At 44.8% G+C, this 18072-nt stretch carries 16 protein-coding genes; 6 read left to right on the forward strand and 10 right to left on the reverse strand.

Annotation, left to right across the window (positions count from 1 at the left end; translation table 11 throughout):
* Positions 1-114 precede the first annotated feature (114 nt).
* The 8 genes from ACMXYS_RS13025 to cysD form a co-directional block, all read right to left on the reverse strand.
* A complete protein-coding gene (locus ACMXYS_RS13025) occupies positions 115-816 on the reverse strand; it encodes an electron transport complex subunit E (RefSeq protein WP_415882085.1) in 702 nt (233 codons plus the stop codon).
* The gene (rsxG, locus tag ACMXYS_RS13030; protein WP_415882086.1) at positions 816-1469 is read right to left on the reverse strand and encodes an electron transport complex subunit RsxG; all 654 of its coding nucleotides are present in this window, start codon (positions 1467-1469) and stop codon (positions 816-818) included. The genes ACMXYS_RS13025 and rsxG overlap by 1 nt, the downstream gene beginning before the upstream one ends.
* Positions 1469-2530 (reverse strand): electron transport complex subunit RsxD, encoded by a 1062-nt coding sequence (rsxD, locus tag ACMXYS_RS13035; protein ID WP_415882087.1) that lies wholly within the window; start codon positions 2528-2530, stop codon positions 1469-1471. Before rsxD ends, rsxG begins: the two co-directional genes overlap by 1 nt.
* Positions 2531-2544: 14 nt before the next feature.
* Positions 2545-5718, reverse strand: coding sequence for an electron transport complex subunit RsxC (gene rsxC, locus ACMXYS_RS13040; RefSeq protein ID WP_415896792.1), 3174 nt, complete (start codon positions 5716-5718; stop codon positions 2545-2547).
* Complete coding sequence (gene rsxB / locus ACMXYS_RS13045; protein WP_415882089.1) at positions 5715-6311, reverse strand: electron transport complex subunit RsxB; 597 nt, start codon at positions 6309-6311, stop codon at positions 5715-5717. Before rsxB ends, rsxC begins: the two co-directional genes overlap by 4 nt.
* Positions 6312-6320: 9 nt before the next feature.
* Complete coding sequence (gene rsxA / locus ACMXYS_RS13050; protein ID WP_415882090.1) at positions 6321-6902, reverse strand: electron transport complex subunit RsxA; 582 nt, start codon at positions 6900-6902, stop codon at positions 6321-6323.
* A gap of 153 nt (positions 6903-7055) precedes the next feature.
* On the reverse strand, positions 7056-8726 hold the full coding sequence (gene cysN, locus ACMXYS_RS13055; protein ID WP_415896793.1) for a sulfate adenylyltransferase subunit CysN: 1671 nt from the start codon (positions 8724-8726) through the stop codon (positions 7056-7058).
* A 123-nt stretch (positions 8727-8849) separates the two neighbouring features.
* Positions 8850-9767 (reverse strand): sulfate adenylyltransferase subunit CysD, encoded by a 918-nt coding sequence (gene cysD, locus ACMXYS_RS13060; protein WP_415882092.1) that lies wholly within the window; start codon positions 9765-9767, stop codon positions 8850-8852.
* A gap of 315 nt (positions 9768-10082) precedes the next feature.
* On the opposite strand from cysD, the gene ACMXYS_RS13065 reads away from it, so the two are divergent.
* From ACMXYS_RS13065 to cysG, 5 genes are all read left to right on the forward strand, one after another.
* The gene (locus ACMXYS_RS13065) at positions 10083-10868 is read left to right on the forward strand and encodes a sulfite exporter TauE/SafE family protein (protein WP_415882093.1); all 786 of its coding nucleotides are present in this window, start codon (positions 10083-10085) and stop codon (positions 10866-10868) included.
* A gap of 53 nt (positions 10869-10921) precedes the next feature.
* A complete protein-coding gene (locus ACMXYS_RS13070) occupies positions 10922-12580 on the forward strand; it encodes a nitrite/sulfite reductase (RefSeq protein WP_415882094.1) in 1659 nt (552 codons plus the stop codon).
* A complete protein-coding gene (locus ACMXYS_RS13075) occupies positions 12564-13037 on the forward strand; it encodes a DUF934 domain-containing protein (protein WP_415896794.1) in 474 nt (157 codons plus the stop codon). The genes ACMXYS_RS13070 and ACMXYS_RS13075 overlap by 17 nt, the downstream gene beginning before the upstream one ends.
* A 26-nt stretch (positions 13038-13063) precedes the next feature.
* Positions 13064-13786, forward strand: coding sequence for a phosphoadenylyl-sulfate reductase (locus ACMXYS_RS13080; protein WP_415896795.1), 723 nt, complete (start codon positions 13064-13066; stop codon positions 13784-13786).
* A gap of 357 nt (positions 13787-14143) precedes the next feature.
* Positions 14144-15568, forward strand: coding sequence for a siroheme synthase CysG (gene cysG, locus ACMXYS_RS13085; protein ID WP_415896796.1), 1425 nt, complete (start codon positions 14144-14146; stop codon positions 15566-15568).
* Between the two features lie 377 nt (positions 15569-15945).
* Here the strand turns inward: cysG and ACMXYS_RS13090 are convergent, their stop codons facing one another.
* Positions 15946-16125, reverse strand: a complete 180-nt coding sequence (locus ACMXYS_RS13090; RefSeq protein ID WP_415882098.1) for a PCP reductase family protein — start codon at positions 16123-16125, stop codon at positions 15946-15948.
* Positions 16126-16325: 200 nt separating this feature from the next.
* Between ACMXYS_RS13090 and ACMXYS_RS13095 the strand changes: the two genes are divergently transcribed.
* Positions 16326-16766, forward strand: coding sequence for a BLUF domain-containing protein (locus ACMXYS_RS13095; RefSeq protein WP_415896797.1), 441 nt, complete (start codon positions 16326-16328; stop codon positions 16764-16766).
* On the opposite strand, the gene ACMXYS_RS13100 is transcribed toward ACMXYS_RS13095, so the two are convergent.
* A complete protein-coding gene (locus tag ACMXYS_RS13100) occupies positions 16767-18056 on the reverse strand; it encodes a DEAD/DEAH box helicase (RefSeq protein WP_415882100.1) in 1290 nt (429 codons plus the stop codon).
* Positions 18057-18072: the final 16 nt, after the last annotated feature.

Raw genomic sequence — 18072 nt, forward strand, 5'->3', positions numbered from 1 at the left:
CCTAAAGAATAATAACTAAGGAAAACAGTAAGCTAACAGCCTAATGTATGCCTTAGCAGAAAACAATTCTGCTAAGGCTAAAAGAAAGGAAAGAATAGGTATACTTTAGCTTTGTTAGCCAGTAATACGTACACGTTCTGGTTTAGCGCCTTCATCTGGCGTTTGTTGAGCTAAACGCTCTTTAGCACGAGCATCAATAATGTTTTTCAGCGCTATTAATAAACCCATGCCAACAAAGGCACCAGGTGGTAAAACCGCAAACAGGAAACCGGTATAGTCATCAACAACAGTAATTTTCCAATCAGCTGCCATTGGACCAAATAGCAGATGCATATCGCTAAATAGCGTACCTAAACCTAGTAATTCCCGCATCGCACCTAAGATCACCAATACCACGGTAAAGCCAAGTCCCATCATTAAACCATCTAACAAAGACTCTTTAACAGGGTTTTTACATGCAAAAGCATCAGCACGCCCCATGATGGCACAGTTCGTTACAATCAAAGGAATAAAGATACCTAAGATTAGGTATAACTCGTAAGTGAATGCCTTCATTAACAACTCAATTGCCGTAACAAATGAGGCAATGATCATTACAAAGATCGGTAGACGAACAGAATCGGGTACAAACTTGCGGAACGCAGAGACCGTGAGGTTAGAACCTAGCAATACCAGAATACTAGCAATACCCAAACCGATAGCATTTACCACAGTACCCGTTACTGCTAGTAACGGACACAGCCCAAGTAATTGAACTAACGCAGGGTTATTGTCCCACAAGCCGTCCATAGAGATTTTCTTATAATCAGCAGCCATTAGTTAGATACCTCCTGATTGTTATCTTGCTGTTCAGGCTTAACTTCTAGCAAAGCAATACGGTTATCTTCGAAATAGTCTAGTGCTCTACCTACCCCGTTTACGATTGCACGCGGCGTAATTGTGGCGCCGGTAAATTGATCAAACTGACCACCATCTTTTTTGACCGCCCACACACCATTATTTTCTGTTGTTTTAGCACGTCCGTTGAAACTGTAGATCCAATCAGATTTTTTGGTTTCGACTTTATCACCTAAGCCTGGCGTTTCTTTATGAACTAAAACACGTACGCCAGCAACAGTACCATCAGCATTAATACCAACAATAAAACTAATATTGCCACTGTAACCATCTGGCGCAACAACCGGCAGGATCACTGCTTTCACTAAGCCTTCTTTACGCGCTCTATAAGCTGTTACCGGCGCTTTATGACCTAACTCAGCTACCTGAAGTTCAAACGTATCCTGCAGCAACTGATTATCGATCGTGTCGCGAGGAACAATCTCATATAGAGCTTTTGCTTTAAATTCACGTTCGTTTTTAGCAATTGCGTCTTGAGTAGAGACTTGAGTAATTGCTATTACCGCAGCACAGACAACAGCAAATAAACTGATCGCAACCGTACTCGATTTAATCGCACTGAAAAGCTGCATTATGAGCCCCCCTTCATGCCGCGCTTAGCTTTAGCGTGTCCATAAGTTCGAGGCTGGGTGTACTGATCAATAAACGGTGCTGATAAGTTCATTAACAATACGGCAAATGCAATTGCATCAGGGTAGCCACCCCATCCGCGAATAACATAAACCAAGACACCAATACCGATACCAAAATAGATTTTGCCACGATTACTGGTTGCAGAAGTTACTGGATCCGTTGCGATAAAGAATGCACCCAGCATGGTTGCACCTGTCGTTAAATGGAAAAACGGGTCAGCAAATGAATATGGATCGATGATATAAAACAACGTCGAGATGACCGCCAGTGAACCCAACACAGCTGCGGGCGTATGGATGGTAAACACTTTACGATAGATCAAGAAGATACCGCCCATCAAATAAGCAGCACTCACCGCAAGCCACGCACCGATGCCGTCAGACAAAACAGGGACTGAACGCCATACTTCCTCAGTCGTGAGTCCACCTCTATGGCGCATAGCGTCTAACGGAGTTGCACCAGTGTATGTATCGATTAAAGTTGGATCTACCGAACCAAAAATAACACTAAGTGTTTGACCAAAACCAAGTACATTCCAGCTTCCTTCGGGGCCATTAAGTACAAAAGGCTCTGTCCAACTTGTCATCTGCACGGGGAACGAAACCAGCAGCAATGCATAAGCAACCATTGCTGGGTTGAAAGGGTTCTGCCCCAGACCGCCATACAAGTGCTTAGCAATCACAATAGCTACGAATACACCGACCATTGTCACCCACCAAGGCGCAAATGGGGGTAACGCAAGACCTAACAGCAACGCTGTAACGATTGCGCTGTAGTCTTTAAGATAAAAGCCTAATGGGCGCTTACGCAGTTTAACAATGGCCGCTTCAAAACCTACTGCAAGCAAGCATGCCCAGATAACATTGATTAAGGTGCCCCAACCAAAAAAGAACGTCATCGCAGCCAAACCCGGTAAGGTTGCGAGTATCAATAAACGCATCACATCAGCCGTACTGCTGGCTTTATGTAGATGAGGGGAGCTAGTGCGTATTAACGCCATCTGCTAACAAATCCTTAATCGCTAAAACGACTTAACGTCTGGTTTAATTTCTCTGCTTCTTTTTGAGCGGTTACTAACTGCTCTTCCATCGTTGGCAGATCATCAACATTTGCTTCTCGAGCTTTAGTTAACGCTCTTTCCGCTTTGGTAACGGCCGCGCGGGCCATCGCAGCATCAATCTTTAGCTGTTTAAGATCGATGCCTTCATTAGCAGCTTTTTCAATCAACTGAATTTCATAAGCATCAAAGGCTTCTTTTGCTTCATCGTGCAACTTAGTTAATCGCTGCACTTCTGCTTCTAACTCAGTTTTATCTGAGTCTTCAGCATCATCTAAAGCATTCTGCGCCTTCTTCAGCTTGGTACGCATAATCGAAACATTCTGCTTCAAAGCTTTAGGGTCAACGGGCTCTGGTTTTGCAGGCTTTTCTAACTGCCCACCCGCTTGCAGGTATTCCTGCTGAAGCTCTTCATGCTTACCACGAAGTTTTTCCACACCCGCTTGCATCTTCTCAGCGGCCGGACTTCCTGATTCAATCGCTTTATCTAATGCAGCTTGAGCTTTATCCACCTTGGCCTGCATTGCATCCATATCCGCTTTAAGCTCATCGAGATTAACTGCTGGAGCGATAGGAGCAACTGCTGAAGCCTGAACTGCTTGATCATATTCAGCTTTAGCTTCTTCGAATTTACCCTGAAGCTTCTCGACACCGGCTTTCATTTTTTCAGCCGCTGGACTGCCAGATTCAATCGCTTTATCTAAGGCGACTTGAGCTTTCTCAACTTTGGCCTTGATAGCCTCCATATCTTCTTTAAGCTCATCTAAGTTGACTTCTGGGGCTACGGGCGCAGAAGTTGGCGCTTGAGCCGCCTTATCATATTCAGTCTTAGCTTCTTCGTATTTACCTTGAAGCTTCTCTACACCTGCTTTCATTTTTTCTACAGCAGGGCTATCTGAAGCAATAGCCGCATCTAGGGCTTTTTGCGCTTTATCCACCTTCGCCTGCATTGCATCCATATCAGCCTTAAGCTCATCTAGATTAGCTACTGGAGCAAAAGGTGCAGATGCTGGCGCTTGAGCGGCTTTATCATATTCCGCTTTAGCTTCTTCAAACTTACCTTGAAGCTTTTCTACACCCGCTTTCATTTTTTCTACAGCAGGGCTACCGGAAGCAATAGCTGCATCCAAAGCTTTTTGTGCTTTCTCTACTTTGCCCTGCGCTGCATCCATCGACTCTTTTAGCTCAGCTAAATTAACCGCTGGCTGTGTCGGCACTGGTGCACCGCCAGATTCAGCTTGATCATACGCAGTTTGAGCCGCTTCAGTTTTAGCTTTCTGTTCAGCAACCTTGGCTTTAAGCGCTTCGAGATCACCTTCACCAGATTCTTCGGCTTTGGCTAGCGCTTTTTCAGCTTGCTTCAACTTGGTTCGAGCAACGGCCGCATTAGTTTTAAGCTGTTTAACATCCACAACTGGCGCTGGGGCGCTCGCTGGATTTTGCGCCTGATCGTAAGCCTCTTGTGCGGCCTTAGCTTTCGCTTCAAGCTCAGTGACGGTTTGACGTAACTGCTCAATACCGTCTAACCCTTTAGACTCAGCATTTTCTAAAGCTTTCTGAGCTTTCTTCAGTTTGGTACGCGAAACGGCAGCAGCTGTTTTCAGCGCTTTAATATCAGGCTCACCCGATAGTTTAGCGGCTTCAGCTGTTTTACCTGACGCTAGTTTGTCTTTCTTAACTGCTTGCGCCTTCGCTGCTTCTTCTGCACGTTGCTTACGACGCAGTTCTTTCTCTACTTTCTCTTGCTCCAAACGCGCTTGGCGAGCTTCAAAGCGCTGACGAGCATGATCTGCTTTACGTTGTTCCGCTTCTTCGGCACGGATCTCAGACTTAGCAAAACGGTAGTACTGCACCAAAGGAATATTACTTGGGCAAACATAAGAGCAAGCACCACACTCGATACAATCAAACAAGTTGTGATGCTTAGCCTTTTCAAACTCTTTACCTTTTGCAAACCAATGCAATTGCTGTGGTAGGAGCTCAGCAGGACACACCTGCTCGCACATACCACAACGGATACAAGGGTTCGCAGCAGGTGCCGGAGGCATCTCATCGTAAGTTGCTGCAATAACACAGTTAGTGGTTTTGATCATCGGGATAGACTGACTATCCACGGTATAGCCCATCATTGGACCGCCAATAACTAAACGATAAAGCTCAGACTGACGAATCTCAGCAGCTTCTAGCAACGTCTCTAGTGGAGTACCAATCAACGCGCGCATATTATGCGGATGACCTAAGGCATCACCCGTAACTGTTACAACGCGGGAAATCAGAGGTACGCCGTTATATACAGCATCATAGATAGCAGAAGCGGTACCGATGTTTTGACATACGATACCGACATCGGCAGGAATCTTTCCGCTTGGTACTTCGACACCTGTTAGTAGTTTTATCAACTGTTTCTCACCGCCCGATGGATAGACGGTTGGAACAACTACAATATCAATATCTTGATTTGATTCCGCTACAGCAAGTTCGAGTGCACGGATAGCCTGAGGCTTATTGTCCTCAGTACCAATCATAATGTGATGCGGCTTTAACAGGTGCGCGATAACCTCAATACCTTTGACGATGTCTTCTGCGCGTTCACGCATCAACATATCGTCAGCAGTAATATAAGGCTCACACTCCATCGCATTGATGATCAGCGTATTAACAATGTGATCATCACCCAGATGCAGTTTTACATCGGTTGGGAAGCCCGCGCCACCCATACCACTGATACCGTGGTAGCGGATAAAATCGATCAACTCTTGTTTATTGATCGACGTATAGTCTTCTAGGCCTTTATGGTCGCACCACTCATCTAAACCGTCGGTTTTAATCACCACACAAGGAGCTGACATACCGGACATGTGAGGTACAGGGCGAGATTCGATCGCCTCTACTACCCCTGAACTCGGCGCATGAACACTAACACTAATGCGACCTGCTGCCTCAGCAATAACCTGACCTTTCAGTACTCGGTCACCCACAGAGACTACTAGCTCTGAAGGTGCACCAATATGCTGTGACAAAGGAACCACTAGCTGTTCAGGAATTGGCGCTATCTGAATCTGACCGCCTGTGGACTGATGCTTATTTTCTGGTGGGTGTACACCACCGTGGAAAGAATGCTTAGTACTCACGCTGCACCTCCCTCCACGACTTCGCCACGTTGATCCGTTGCAATAAGTTGAACACCCGGCTTAGGCATATCCCACTTCCACGTTTGTAGCGTGGTTTCAACTGGTAACATATCAATACAATCTACTGGGCAAGGCTCTACACAAAGGTCACAACCGGTACATTCAGATGTGATCACCGTGTGCATCTGCTTAGCTGCACCTAAAATGGCATCAACTGGGCACGCCTGAATACATTTAGTACAACCGATGCATTCATCTTCGCGGATATAAGCTACCGCTTTTACTGGTTCTTCTTCTGCGCCACCTTCAAGTGGAATCGCTTCAACATCCAGAAGGTCGGCTAAAGTTTCGACTGTACTTTGGCCACCAGGAGGGCATTTATTGATTGCATCACCTTCTGCAATCGCCTCAGCATATGGGCGGCAGCCTGGGTAACCACACTGACCACATTGGGTCTGTGGCAAAATACTATCGATTTGATCAACTAATGGATTACCTTCAACTTTGAAGCGTACTGAGGCAAAGCCCAATAGCAAACCAAAAGCTAAAGCTAAGCCCAAGAGAGCTAATACGGCGATGATTATGATATCCACGGTCGGCTCCTAAATTTGTACCAGACCGGTGAAGCCCATAAATGCCAAGGACATTAAGCCAGCAGTCACCATACCGATCGCTGCCCCTTGAAATGGCATAGGGACATCTGCAACCGCAATTCGCTCACGCATCGCTGAGAAAAGAATCAAAGCAAGAGAGAAGCCGATTGCAGCACCAAAACCGTAAACAATTGAATCAATAAAGCCATTAAGCTTTTTGATATTAAGTAACGCAACCCCGAGTACTGCACAGTTAGTGGTAATCAGCGGTAAGAAAATACCTAACACTTTGTACAATAATGGGCTGGTTTTACGAACAACCATCTCAGTGAACTGCACAACAACCGCTATCACTAAGATAAATGTAATCGTTTGCAGATACTCTAATGCAAGAGGCTGCAGGAGATACGTGTACGCAAGATAACTGCATACGGACGACAGAGTCAGTACAAATGTGGTCGCCAAGGACATACCCATCGCGGTTTCCAGCTTATTGGAAACCCCCATAAATGGACACAATCCAAGGAATTGAACCAGCACAAAGTTGTTTACCAGCACAGTGCTGATAACAATCAGAAGATATTCTGTCATAAGATCCGTATAGCTATCGAAACCTACCCCTAAAAGAAGATAAGCAAAATCTAATATTACTATCTCTTATAAGGTTTCGGTATAGCGATATTCTGATTTAAAACAATAAACCGGGAGCTCAAACTCCCGGTTTTTCCATTCGAGAATGGTCTTTTATTTCAATAGTTCTAGTGCGCTTGCTAGTTTCTCAACGTCAGTAGACCCCTGAAGCTGATCAACGTTCAATGCAACTGCACCTTCTACTGCATCGTCAGTTTCAAGCAGAGAAATAAGACCTGCTTGATTTAGAACAGCAGACGCATTCTGAGCACCGCCCTGAAGTTGTTCAGCGTTAAGCGCTACAACTGCACGACCTTGTTCGAACAATACTGATTCTAGGCTAAACAATAGTGTTTGACGCTGTTCAGCACTACCACCAGAGATAGTCGCTGTCGCAGCCTGCTGACCGAAACGAATTGTACGATCAGATGCTTTAACTGCAGAAGCATTAACTAGCTTCGATTCAAGGTCAGTCTGCTCATCACCACCCTCGATGATCATACCCGCTGCAACAGTCGCATTAGTTAGACGATCAACAATGATGAAAGAACCTGTGCCGTGGTGAGCACGGTAGTCATCAGCAACAACTGGGCGCTCTAGCGTAATCTCGCAACGTGCGATTTCGTTTAGCTCCAGAGAATCAGCAGCAGTTTGCTCTAGCGTGTTAACGTCTACACGGTGACGAACGTTACTGATACCACCAGCTATACGCGTAGTATTCAGTTTAACTTCGTACTGACGACCTTTCTGTAAAGGCTCCTCAGACATCCATACGACCATGGAGTCAAAACGGTTTGTTGTTTCTGGAACTTCGTTGCTGTGAACAAGAATATCGCCACGAGAGATATCAATCTCATCTTCCAAAGTTAGCGTTACTGCCATTGGCGGGAATGCTTCTTTAATTTCACCTTCGTAAGTAACAATCGACTTAACCTTGCTGGACTTACCAGAAGGAAGCACGGTTACTTCGTCGCCCGGGCGAACGATACCAGATGTCAACGTACCGCAGTAGCCACGGAAGTCCAGGTTAGGACGGTTTACGTACTGAACTGGGAAACGTAAGCTATCGAAGTTCTGGTCGTTAGCCAGCTCAACTGTTTCCAATGTTTCCATCAATGGCTCGCCTTTAAACCAGCTCATTGGTTCAGAAGGTGTAACAACGTTATCGCCCTTCAATGCAGAGATCGGTACAAACTGAATATCAGGTAGATCTAGCTGCTTAGAGAACTCAAGGTAATCTGCTTTGATCTCTTCAAAACGCTCTTCGCTGAAATCAACTAGGTCCATTTTGTTGATAGCAACAATCGTGTGCTTGATACCTAGTAGAGAAACAATAAAGCTGTGACGTTTAGTCTGAACCTGTACACCGTGACGCGCATCGATAAGGATGATCGCTAGATCACAGGTAGATGCACCTGTCGCCATGTTACGTGTGTACTGTTCATGGCCCGGAGTATCCGCAATGATGAACTTACGCTTAGATGTAGAGAAGTAACGGTAAGCAACGTCGATAGTGATACCTTGCTCACGCTCTGCAGCAAGACCATCAACTAGAAGCGCAAGGTCAAGTTCTTCACCAGCATTACCCACACGCTCGTTATCCTTCTGGATAGCAGCAAGTTGATCTTCATAAATCATTTTAGAGTCATGTAGTAGACGGCCAATCAATGTAGATTTACCGTCATCCACGCTACCGCAAGTCAAAAAGCGTAATAGCTCTTTGTTTTCATGCTGGTGCAGATACGCTTGGATATCAGATTCAATCAGTTCGCTTTGGTGACTCATTTTCTTCCCCTTAGGAAAGCGGCAAGCGGTTCATTAAGATAGCTTGTCGCTGAATATTCTTTTCAATATGGATGTAAGGTGTGGCCTATAAACTCATACCGCCACGTATTTCTATGTAGAGCCCTAGAAATAACCTTCCATCTTTTTCTTCTCCATCGAACCAGAACTATCGTGGTCGATCGCACGCCCCTGACGTTCAGAAGTCGTTGTTAGCAACATCTCCTGAATAATATCCGGCAAAGTTGCCGCGTCAGATTCCACTGCACCCGTTAGCGGGTAGCAACCAAGAGTACGGAAACGCACGTTCTTCATTTCAGGCACTTCACCTTCTTTAAGAGGCAAGCGCTCGTCATCAACCATGATCAACATGCCATCACGTTCAACAACTGGACGTTTCGCAGCGTAATATAAAGGTACGATAGAGATGTTTTCTAGATAGATGTACTGCCAGATATCTAGCTCAGTCCAGTTGGACAGAGGGAATACACGGATACTCTCGCCTTTATCTACGCGTGTATTGAACACGTTCCATAGCTCTGGACGCTGACTTTTAGGGTCCCAACGGTGGTTTTCATCACGGAAAGAGAAAACACGCTCTTTAGCACGGGATTTTTCCTCATCACGACGAGCACCGCCAAATGCAGCATCAAACTGATACTTATCTAGTGCCTGTTTCAAACCCTGAGTTTTCATGATATCGGTATGTTTAGATGAACCATGAGTAAACGGACCCACGCCCATATCAACACCTTCTTGGTTGATGTGAACTAGAAGCTCCATACCTGCTTCTTTCGCCATTTTGTCACGGAATTCGATCATCTCTTTGAACTTCCATGTAGTATCAACATGCATCAAAGGGAAAGGAGGCTTACCAGGCGCAAACGCTTTACGTGCAAGATGAAGCATTACCGCGGAATCTTTACCAACGGAGTAAAGCATTACTGGATTGTCGAATTCAGCAGCCACTTCACGAATAATATGGATACTTTCAGCTTCTAGCTGCTTAAGGTGCGTTAAACGATGTTCAGGCAAAGCACTCATTAAAAATACTCTCTCTCTATAAACGTTACGGACTTAGACCCTACAATCGCACCAAGAAAAACTTAATAGTGGTCGATTTAATAAGCCTACCTATCCTATAATGCGGCGCATTATCGCAGCCCTCTCAATAAAACGCAAAAGAATATATAATTACTTTTTTATAGCGTTTAGCTATATGCAATAGCCTATCTATTACTTTTCAATTTGTTACCTTTCGTTATCACCAAAAGAAATAACAAGATTCCCAATTATTATTTTGAGTTATAACAAACCTCCTTTATTATGCCGCCAGTTTATTCTTGGACAGGTCTATCTATGGAACTTGCGTACAGTTTTGCAGGATTAGTTGTTGGCTTTATTGTTGGCCTCACCGGTATAGGTGGTGGAGCCTTAATGACGCCTATCCTGATTGTTGTATTCGGAATTCCACCAGTTACAGCTGTAAGCACCGATTTACTATATGCAGCCGTTACAAAATTCGGCGGTACTTTCTCTTATGCAAGAAAGAAACTGATCGAGTGGAAAGTAGTTCTTCTTTTATTGCTAGGCAGCATTCCTGGAAGTTTGTTAACCCTGAACTACCTAAAAGGCCTAGATGGACTAGAACAGATCGAACACATAATGAACATGACCCTAGGTGTGTCATTAGTGTTAACATCCATCGCCGTTTTCTTGCGTAATAAAATTCGCAATCAAGCGATGAAATGGCAGCACACATCAGCCGCAAGCCATGCAAAAAAATGGCGCCCCGCTATTACAGTGTTGATGGGTATTCTACTGGGAGGTCTGGTAACATTGTCGTCGGTTGGCGCTGGGGCCTTAGGTACAGCTATTTTAATCTTGTTATATCCACGTATGAGTATGCCAACCATCGTGGGTTCCGACCTAGTTCATGCCGTTGTGCTTACATCAGTTGCAGGTGCAGGTCATTATGGAATGGGCAATGTTGATCTTAGCCTTCTTCTATACCTACTAATCGGCTCTTTGCCGGGTGTATTTGTGGGAAGCCATCTGGGCACACGATTATCACCAAAAATTATGCAGCCTATTATGGGCTCAATATTATTAGCCATCGGTCTGCGCTTCGTAATCGCAGGTTAAAACCCTAAAAGTGAGGTGTTGCACCCGATTAAGGGTCCAACAAGGGAAAAGTTATGTATCAGTATAACTCTGTCGACCAGAAGCTGGTTGACGAACGTGTTGAGCAATTTAGAGATCAGACTCGCCGCTTCCTAGCAGGCGAACTGCCAGAAGATGACTTTCTAGCACTACGTCTGATGAACGGTTTGTATGTACAACGTCACGCGCCAATGCTGCGTGTAGCGGGCCCATACAATATGTATAACTCAACTCAATTCCGTAAACTGGCTCATATCGCACGTACTTATGACAAGGGCTATGCGCACTTTACTACGCGTACTAACCTGCAGTTTAACTGGCCGAAACTAGAAGAAGTACCTGACATTCTTGCTGAGCTTGCTGAAGTTCAGATGCACTCGATTCAAACGTCTGGTAACTGTATCCGTAATACAACGACGGATCAGTTCGCAGGTGTAATCCCAAATGAGATTGAAGATTCTCGTCCGTACTGTGAAATCATTCGTCAGTGGTCATCACTTCACCCTGAATTTGCGTATCTACCTCGTAAGTTCAAGATTGCGATCTCTTCTTGCGCAAACGACCGTGCAGCGACACAAGTACATGACATCGGCCTTCACATCGTTAAAAACGATGCTGGCGAAGTTGGTTTTGAAGTGCTTGTAGGTGGCGGCCTTGGTCGTACCCCTATGATCGCTAAGCAGATCAATCCATTCCTAGCTAAGGAAGATCTACTTTCTTACCTAGAAGCTATCATCCGTGTTTACAACATGAATGGTCGCCGCGATAACAAATACAAAGCGCGTATCAAAATTTTGGTACAAGCTGTAGGTATCGATAAGTTCCGCGAGCAAGTTGAGGAAGAGTGGGCGCATATTCGCGATACTGATCTTAAACTACCAATGGAAGAGATCGAGCGCGTTAAAGCATTCTTTAAACCATTTGATTACGATGCATCAGCTGCTGCAGATACTTCACTTGAAGCTAAACTGGCAGAGAATGAAGATTTCAACACTTGGTATGAGCGTAACACTGTAGAGCATAAAGTAGATGGTTACCGCATAGCTTATGTATCTCTAAAGCCATACCTCAAACCAGCCGGCGATATCACTGCGGATCAACTAGACCTAGTTGCTGATCTTGCTGACAAATACAGCTTCGGCGAAATTCGTGCTACTCACAACCAAAACTTGGTTTTGGCTGACGTTAAGAAAGCAGACCTATACGCAGTATGGGAAGTGCTTGCAAATGCAGATCTAGCACGTCCAAACATCGGTACACTCACAGACATGACTGTTTGCCCTGGTGGTGACTTCTGTGCGCTAGCTAATGCGCGTACTCTGGGTGTAGCAGATCAGATCAACAAGAAATTTGAAGACATGGACTTTGTTCATGACCTTGGCGATCTAAAACTGAATATGTCAGGCTGCATGAACGCTTGTTCTCACCACCACGTTGGCCACATTGGTATTCTGGGTGTAGATAAGAAAGGTGAAGAGTGGTACCAAATCACCCTAGGTGGTGATGATGGTTCTGATGCAGCACTAGGTAAGGTTATTGGCCGTGCTGTCGCTTCTGAAGAAGTCGCTAACACCCTAGAAAAAGTGCTTGAAGTATACGTTCAGCAGCGCTTTGAGAACGAACGTTTCATTGATACATTCCGTCGTATCGGTATTGCACCATTTAAGGAGTACGTATATGCCCCTGCTAATTAATCGTGAAGTTGTCGCAGACAACTGGACTCTGATCAACGAAGAATCACTTGATCAAACGGGTGACATCATCGTACCGCTAGCGCTTTACTTGGAAAACCAAGAAGCACTTACTAGACGTGAAGGCCAAGTAGCTGTAAAAGTGAATGGTGATGACGATATCGACTTCCTAGTCGAGAACTTAGACAAGTTCCCACTAGTAGCGATCGATTTCCCTGCTTTCCGTGACGGCCGTGGATTTAGTATTGCGCGCCTTCTTGTTCGCGCAGAGTACAAAGGAGAAATCCGTGCAACAGGTGATATTGGTCAAGACCGTTTCGCTTACTTAGAGCGTTGTGGCTTTACAGCAATCGAAATCGCTGATGACGTATTTAAGCCAGAAATGCTTAAGTCTTTCGATGAGATGAGCAACTATTACCAAAGCGCTGCCGATAAAGTACGCGCTGTTTATCACCAGTAATTAATAGTGACGGTGAGGTCCTATTTATGAGTGAGCAAATTACTGCAGAGCTACAAGCAAAGGTTGAAGCCGTTGCAGCTCTACTTAAAAAAGGCTATCAGGATCATGAGGGATCCTTAGTCTTTGCAAATAGCCTAGGTGCTGAAGACGTAGTTATCGCTGACCTTATCAGCAAATTCTGTCCAGAAATCAACAACTTTGTCTTAGACACAGGCCGTCTGCCTGAAGAAACACTTAAGCTTCTTGCTGACGTGCAAAAGCAATACGCCAATGTAACATTCAACGTTTACTACCCTGAAGGTGCGGACGTTGAAGCTTATGTTGCAGAGAACGGTGTTAATGCTTTTTATGAGTCACAAGAGCTACGTAAAGGCTGCTGCTTTGTTCGTAAAATCAAACCACTAAAACGTGCGCTCTCTGGCCATAAAGCTTGGATTACAGGCCTTCGCCGTGAACAGTCTGTCACTCGTGATGAGATCCAGTTCGAAGAGTGGGATGAAGGCAATAATATGCACAAACTTAACCCTCTGGCAGATTGGTCAGAGAAAGAGGTTTGGGCATACATCAAAGCAAATGATGTTCCTTACAACGAACTACATGACAAACACTACCCAAGTATTGGCTGTGCACCATGCACACGTGCAATCTCTATGGGTGAAGATGTACGTTCTGGCCGTTGGTGGTGGGAAAACCCAGAAAACCGTGAATGCGGTTTACACCCAGCAACGCCGCTAAATTTTAAAAAGTAATACCTAAGAGATAGCAGGAAGCTTTCTCTGACAGGAGATCCCCCTGCACCATTCAGTAGATCTGTTTGGTGCAGGATCATCTTAATTCTAAGATGCACCATTTTTTAGCACTGAATATAAGCTCGCCCCAATTCGGTGAATTAGCTCCCTTTCTATACGCCCAAAACCTAAATCTACTGGTAAACTAATAGATATAAATACGGTTGGTTTCAGCTCTGTATAGCTATGCACTTGGCTTTATATAGATAACGATTAAATCAATCATTCTTAGGCATATAGGTTGCATAACTTATTCTTAAATAAAGACAACCGACCTATCAGGTAGATAAAACCTGAGTCATTTTCTGGAGAGATTTTGTGGATTACCTACCGCTATTTTTTAAGCTGACCAATCAGAAAGTCTTGCTTGTAGGTGGAGGAAACATAGCCTTACGTAAAGCGAAATTACTGTGCAGGGCGGGCGCTCATGTCACCGTTATCTCTCATAAGGTATGCGACGATCTACAAGACCTTTTAGATGAAAACCAAGGTACGGCAATTGTTGGTGAGTATCATGCAGCCCTTTTAGACGACAAAACCTTAGTCATCGCTGCTACGGATGATGAGCCACTGAACGAGCGGGTTCATTTCGATGCAGTCGAAAAGAATATTCCAGTGAATGTTGTTGATAGCCCGAAACTTTGCACCTTTGTATTCCCAGCTATTGTCGATCGCTCTCCTATCGTTATAGGCGTGTCATCTGGTGGTAGCGCCCCTGTTCTTGCTCGATTGCTAAGAGCTCGATTAGAAACATGGATTCCAAAATCCTACGGCAAGCTTGCGAGTATCGCGAACCATTTCCGCGATCAGGTAAAAGAGACGTTCAGTACGGTTAACCATCGACGTGTTTTCTGGGAAAACGTGCTGCAGGGCCAAATCGCCGAAAAAGTATTCGCTGGGCGTGATGAAGAAGCGGCAAAAATGATTGCTGATAAACTCTCAAACGAAGACCCAGAACATCAGGTAGGCGAAGTTTACCTTGTCGGCGGAGGCCCTGGAGACCCGGAGTTATTAACATTTAAAGCACTACGCCTGATGCAACAAGCCGATATCGTCCTCTACGATGCGCTTGTTTCCCCAGAAGTGTTAGATCTTTGCCGTCGTGATGCCGATCTGATTTTTGTCGGTAAAAAACGTGATAATCACGCTGTCCCACAAGAAGGTATCAACGAACTTCTAGTAAAGCATGCCAAACTGGGACAGAGAGTTGTACGTTTAAAAGGTGGTGATCCCTTTATCTTTGGGCGCGGTGGCGAAGAGCTACAAACTCTTAAAAAACATAATATCCCTTTTCAAGTGGTACCAGGCATCACAGCCGCTAGTGCTTGCTCAACATTTGCCGGCATTCCGCTGACTCACAGAAACTATGCACAGTCGGTTAAATTTGTAACCGGCCAGCTTAAAAACCGTACGACCGATCTGAACTTTAACGAGTTAGTTCACCCTAACCAAACGGTCGTTTTTTACATGGGTCTACATACCTTGCCTCAACTCGCTGCTAAGATGATTGAGCATGGCAAACCAGCATCTACACCTGCAGCAATCATCTCCCGTGGGACATCAGCAGATCAAAAAGTACTGACCGGTACTTTGGAAACGCTACCTCAGTTACAAGAGGAAGCTAAGCTACCGGCACCAGCTTTGATCATCGTAGGCGAGGTGGTTGAGCTACATGAAAACCTAAGCTGGTTTGGCGAAGAAGTCTTAGCTCAAAACCTAACGCCAGTTAAAGCCGAACCTTAATTTTCTATAGGAAATACGATCAAACCAGTTACCCCCAAATTCTGGGGGTAACTCTATTTAAAACCCGTGGATATCTTTGGTTTAGATCGCCATAGCCCTTGTTATATCTAGCCTCAAAGCAAATGCTGCTTTTCTAAACACTTTGCCAACAACATCACTTCCTTAGCTATTATTCAACCAGATAAACGGCATTGTGAGTAAATTACAAACGGAAATCTGCACTGATATTTATCAGGGAGACGGGGCTATCGCTGACTGAGGTTATCGAGGGGATAAAAACATAGAAGGAAGAAAGTTTGGTCACAGGCAGAATAACCTGCTTTGAGATAAGCGGTTGAGCAATAGCATGGTCAACCGCTCTTATTGAGGCTAACCGCTTACTTTTGGCTATCCATCTGCTTTTTCTTGACCTTATCAAGCAACTCTTCAGTGATACGCTCTAGGCCTTGCTGACGAGCAGCCTTCTCTACCTTATGACGAATTAGCTTACGTACAAAGAAAGGTGCTGCATCTACACGCTGTTTCGCAGCTTCGTCCCACTCTAGTTTGCCTGACATTACTTTTTACCAATTAAGAATTAAAGCCGCACATTATACGCACTCTGGCCTGAACAGAAAACAGACAGTGTCTATTGGGTTTTACTCAGCAATTTACTTTTCCACAGTTAGAAAGGAACTATGCTGTAGATGTATCAATAGATCCTTACAGGGAAATGATCCTGCTTGTCACTACGTGCAGATATTACGTGGAGCTTTATATGTATCGCCTCATCTATAAAAGTGAACCCATTAGCAAAATGGATTGGGAACAAGTCCGCAACATTCTGCACCAAAGCGAGAAAAACAACGAAACAAATGAGATAACAGGTGTCTTACTGGCTTCTCAGCATAACTTTCTTCAAGTAATCGAAGGACGCTATGAATCTGTTAATAAGCTTTTTATGACACTAGTGCACGATCCAAGGCATACGAACATTCAACTTATCTCTTTTGAACTCATCGACAGCCGGCTTTTTGCAGGGTGGGGGATGAAAGGTCTAGGTCTACTCGACTTTAATACCGATCAAGTCGAGCAACTAAAAGCAAAATACGGCGAAGATAAGGGAGATATTCGCTTCCCTCTCGAAGGCTGGAAAGCACTTGCTTTAATCGATGACCTTAAGATGATGCAAGCGCTCCCCGAATGGAAACAAAGCTAATTATTTCTTAAATAAACCCGGTCTAATGGCACGTTTGGATGTATCAGGCTGGTAAGCTTCTACTTGTTCCCGCTTAACTTGTTTTTTACCTTTCGCTGGGCGCTTCTTCATTGGCCGATCAGCAAAGTCTTCAATCTCTATGCGTTTACCGTTCTCGATTCTTGGAACCGGTCTTAATCGAATTTTCTGTTTAATCAGTTGCTCAATACGCTTAAGAAAGTCTCGTTCTGCTGGTGCAACTAGAGAGATCGCTTCGCCACTTTCCCCTGCTCGACCTGTTCGGCCGATACGATGCACATAAGCTTCTGGAACATTCGGCAGGTCGTAATTCACAACGTAAGGTAGAGCCTCGATATCTAAACCTCGCGCTGCAACATCAGTAGCAACCAGAACGTGTAATTCGCCACTTAAAAATTCTTTGAACATGCGCTCACGCTCACGCTGAGTTTTGTCACCATGAATTGCAGCAGCGTAGATATCTTCTTTATTCAGATACTGTACAAGCTCATCAACTCGCTTTTTAGTTCGAGCAAATACTAGGGTTTGGCCCCACTTCTCTTCTTGAATCAGATAACTCAGGATCTCAGACTTATCACTGTTATCCACAGAATAAGCGATCTGCTTCACTTGTTTCGCCGTCGAGTTACGCGGAGAGACTTTGATCTTCTGTGGATTATTGAGGTAAAAGTCGGCTAATACTTCGATGCTTTCATCTGCTGTCGCGGTAAATAAAAGCGTCTGGCGAGGCTCTGCAGCATAATCCATAATCTTTTGAATGGGATCGATAAAGCCCAAATCAAGCATTCGATCCGCCTCGTCCAAGACTAAAAACTCTAGATGATCGAGGTTAATCACTTTTTGCTGTAACAAATCTAACAAACGCCCCGGCGTTGCTACCAGAATATCGGCACCGCGTTTCAGTTTACGAATCTGGTTATCCAGACGTACGCCGCCATAGATAGACATCACACGCATACCTAAAGGACGGCCATACTCCAATGTATTATCTGCCACTTGAATGGCCAGCTCACGCGTAGGCGCTAAAACTAGCGCTCTAACTTGACGGTAGTTTTGTTGCGGCGGTGTTTTACTTAACTTTTCAATGATAGGCAAAGCGAAGCTAGCCGTTTTACCTGTACCCGTTTGCGCTTCCGCTAGTAAATCTTCGCCTTTTAACACTAAAGGGATTGCTTTAGCTTGAATCGGAGTTGGCTGGGTATACCCGAGTTTTTCCAAACCAGTCAGCAGTTCAGGGCATAAATTCAGATCAGAGAAAACAGGGGTAGTCATCGCAACAAAGTACTCA

The sequence above is a fragment of the Neptuniibacter sp. QD57_21 genome (assembly GCF_047778075.1).
Lineage (GTDB): Bacteria > Pseudomonadota > Gammaproteobacteria > Pseudomonadales > Balneatricaceae > Neptuniibacter.

What these genes read in the sequence shown, in the direction of transcription:
- rsxA (WP_415882090.1), bottom strand. Translation starts at nt 6,902, where the DNA reads ATGACAGAATATCTTCTGATTGTTATCAGCACTGTGCTGGTAAACAAC.
- ACMXYS_RS13065 (WP_415882093.1), top strand. Translation starts at nt 10,083, where the DNA reads ATGGAACTTGCGTACAGTTTTGCAGGATTAGTTGTTGGCTTTATTGTT.
- cysD (WP_415882092.1), bottom strand. Translation starts at nt 9,767, where the DNA reads ATGAGTGCTTTGCCTGAACATCGTTTAACGCACCTTAAGCAGCTAGAA.
- ACMXYS_RS13025 (WP_415882085.1), bottom strand. Translation starts at nt 816, where the DNA reads ATGGCTGCTGATTATAAGAAAATCTCTATGGACGGCTTGTGGGACAAT.
- ACMXYS_RS13100 (WP_415882100.1), bottom strand. Translation starts at nt 18,056, where the DNA reads ATGACTACCCCTGTTTTCTCTGATCTGAATTTATGCCCTGAACTGCTG.
- ACMXYS_RS13090 (WP_415882098.1), bottom strand. Translation starts at nt 16,125, where the DNA reads ATGTCAGGCAAACTAGAGTGGGACGAAGCTGCGAAACAGCGTGTAGAT.
- ACMXYS_RS13070 (WP_415882094.1), top strand. Translation starts at nt 10,922, where the DNA reads ATGTATCAGTATAACTCTGTCGACCAGAAGCTGGTTGACGAACGTGTT.
- cysN (WP_415896793.1), bottom strand. Translation starts at nt 8,726, where the DNA reads ATGAGTCACCAAAGCGAACTGATTGAATCTGATATCCAAGCGTATCTG.
- ACMXYS_RS13095 (WP_415896797.1), top strand. Translation starts at nt 16,326, where the DNA reads ATGTATCGCCTCATCTATAAAAGTGAACCCATTAGCAAAATGGATTGG.
- rsxD (WP_415882087.1), bottom strand. Translation starts at nt 2,530, where the DNA reads ATGGCGTTAATACGCACTAGCTCCCCTCATCTACATAAAGCCAGCAGT.
- ACMXYS_RS13080 (WP_415896795.1), top strand. Translation starts at nt 13,064, where the DNA reads ATGAGTGAGCAAATTACTGCAGAGCTACAAGCAAAGGTTGAAGCCGTT.
- rsxG (WP_415882086.1), bottom strand. Translation starts at nt 1,469, where the DNA reads ATGCAGCTTTTCAGTGCGATTAAATCGAGTACGGTTGCGATCAGTTTA.
- ACMXYS_RS13075 (WP_415896794.1), top strand. Translation starts at nt 12,564, where the DNA reads ATGCCCCTGCTAATTAATCGTGAAGTTGTCGCAGACAACTGGACTCTG.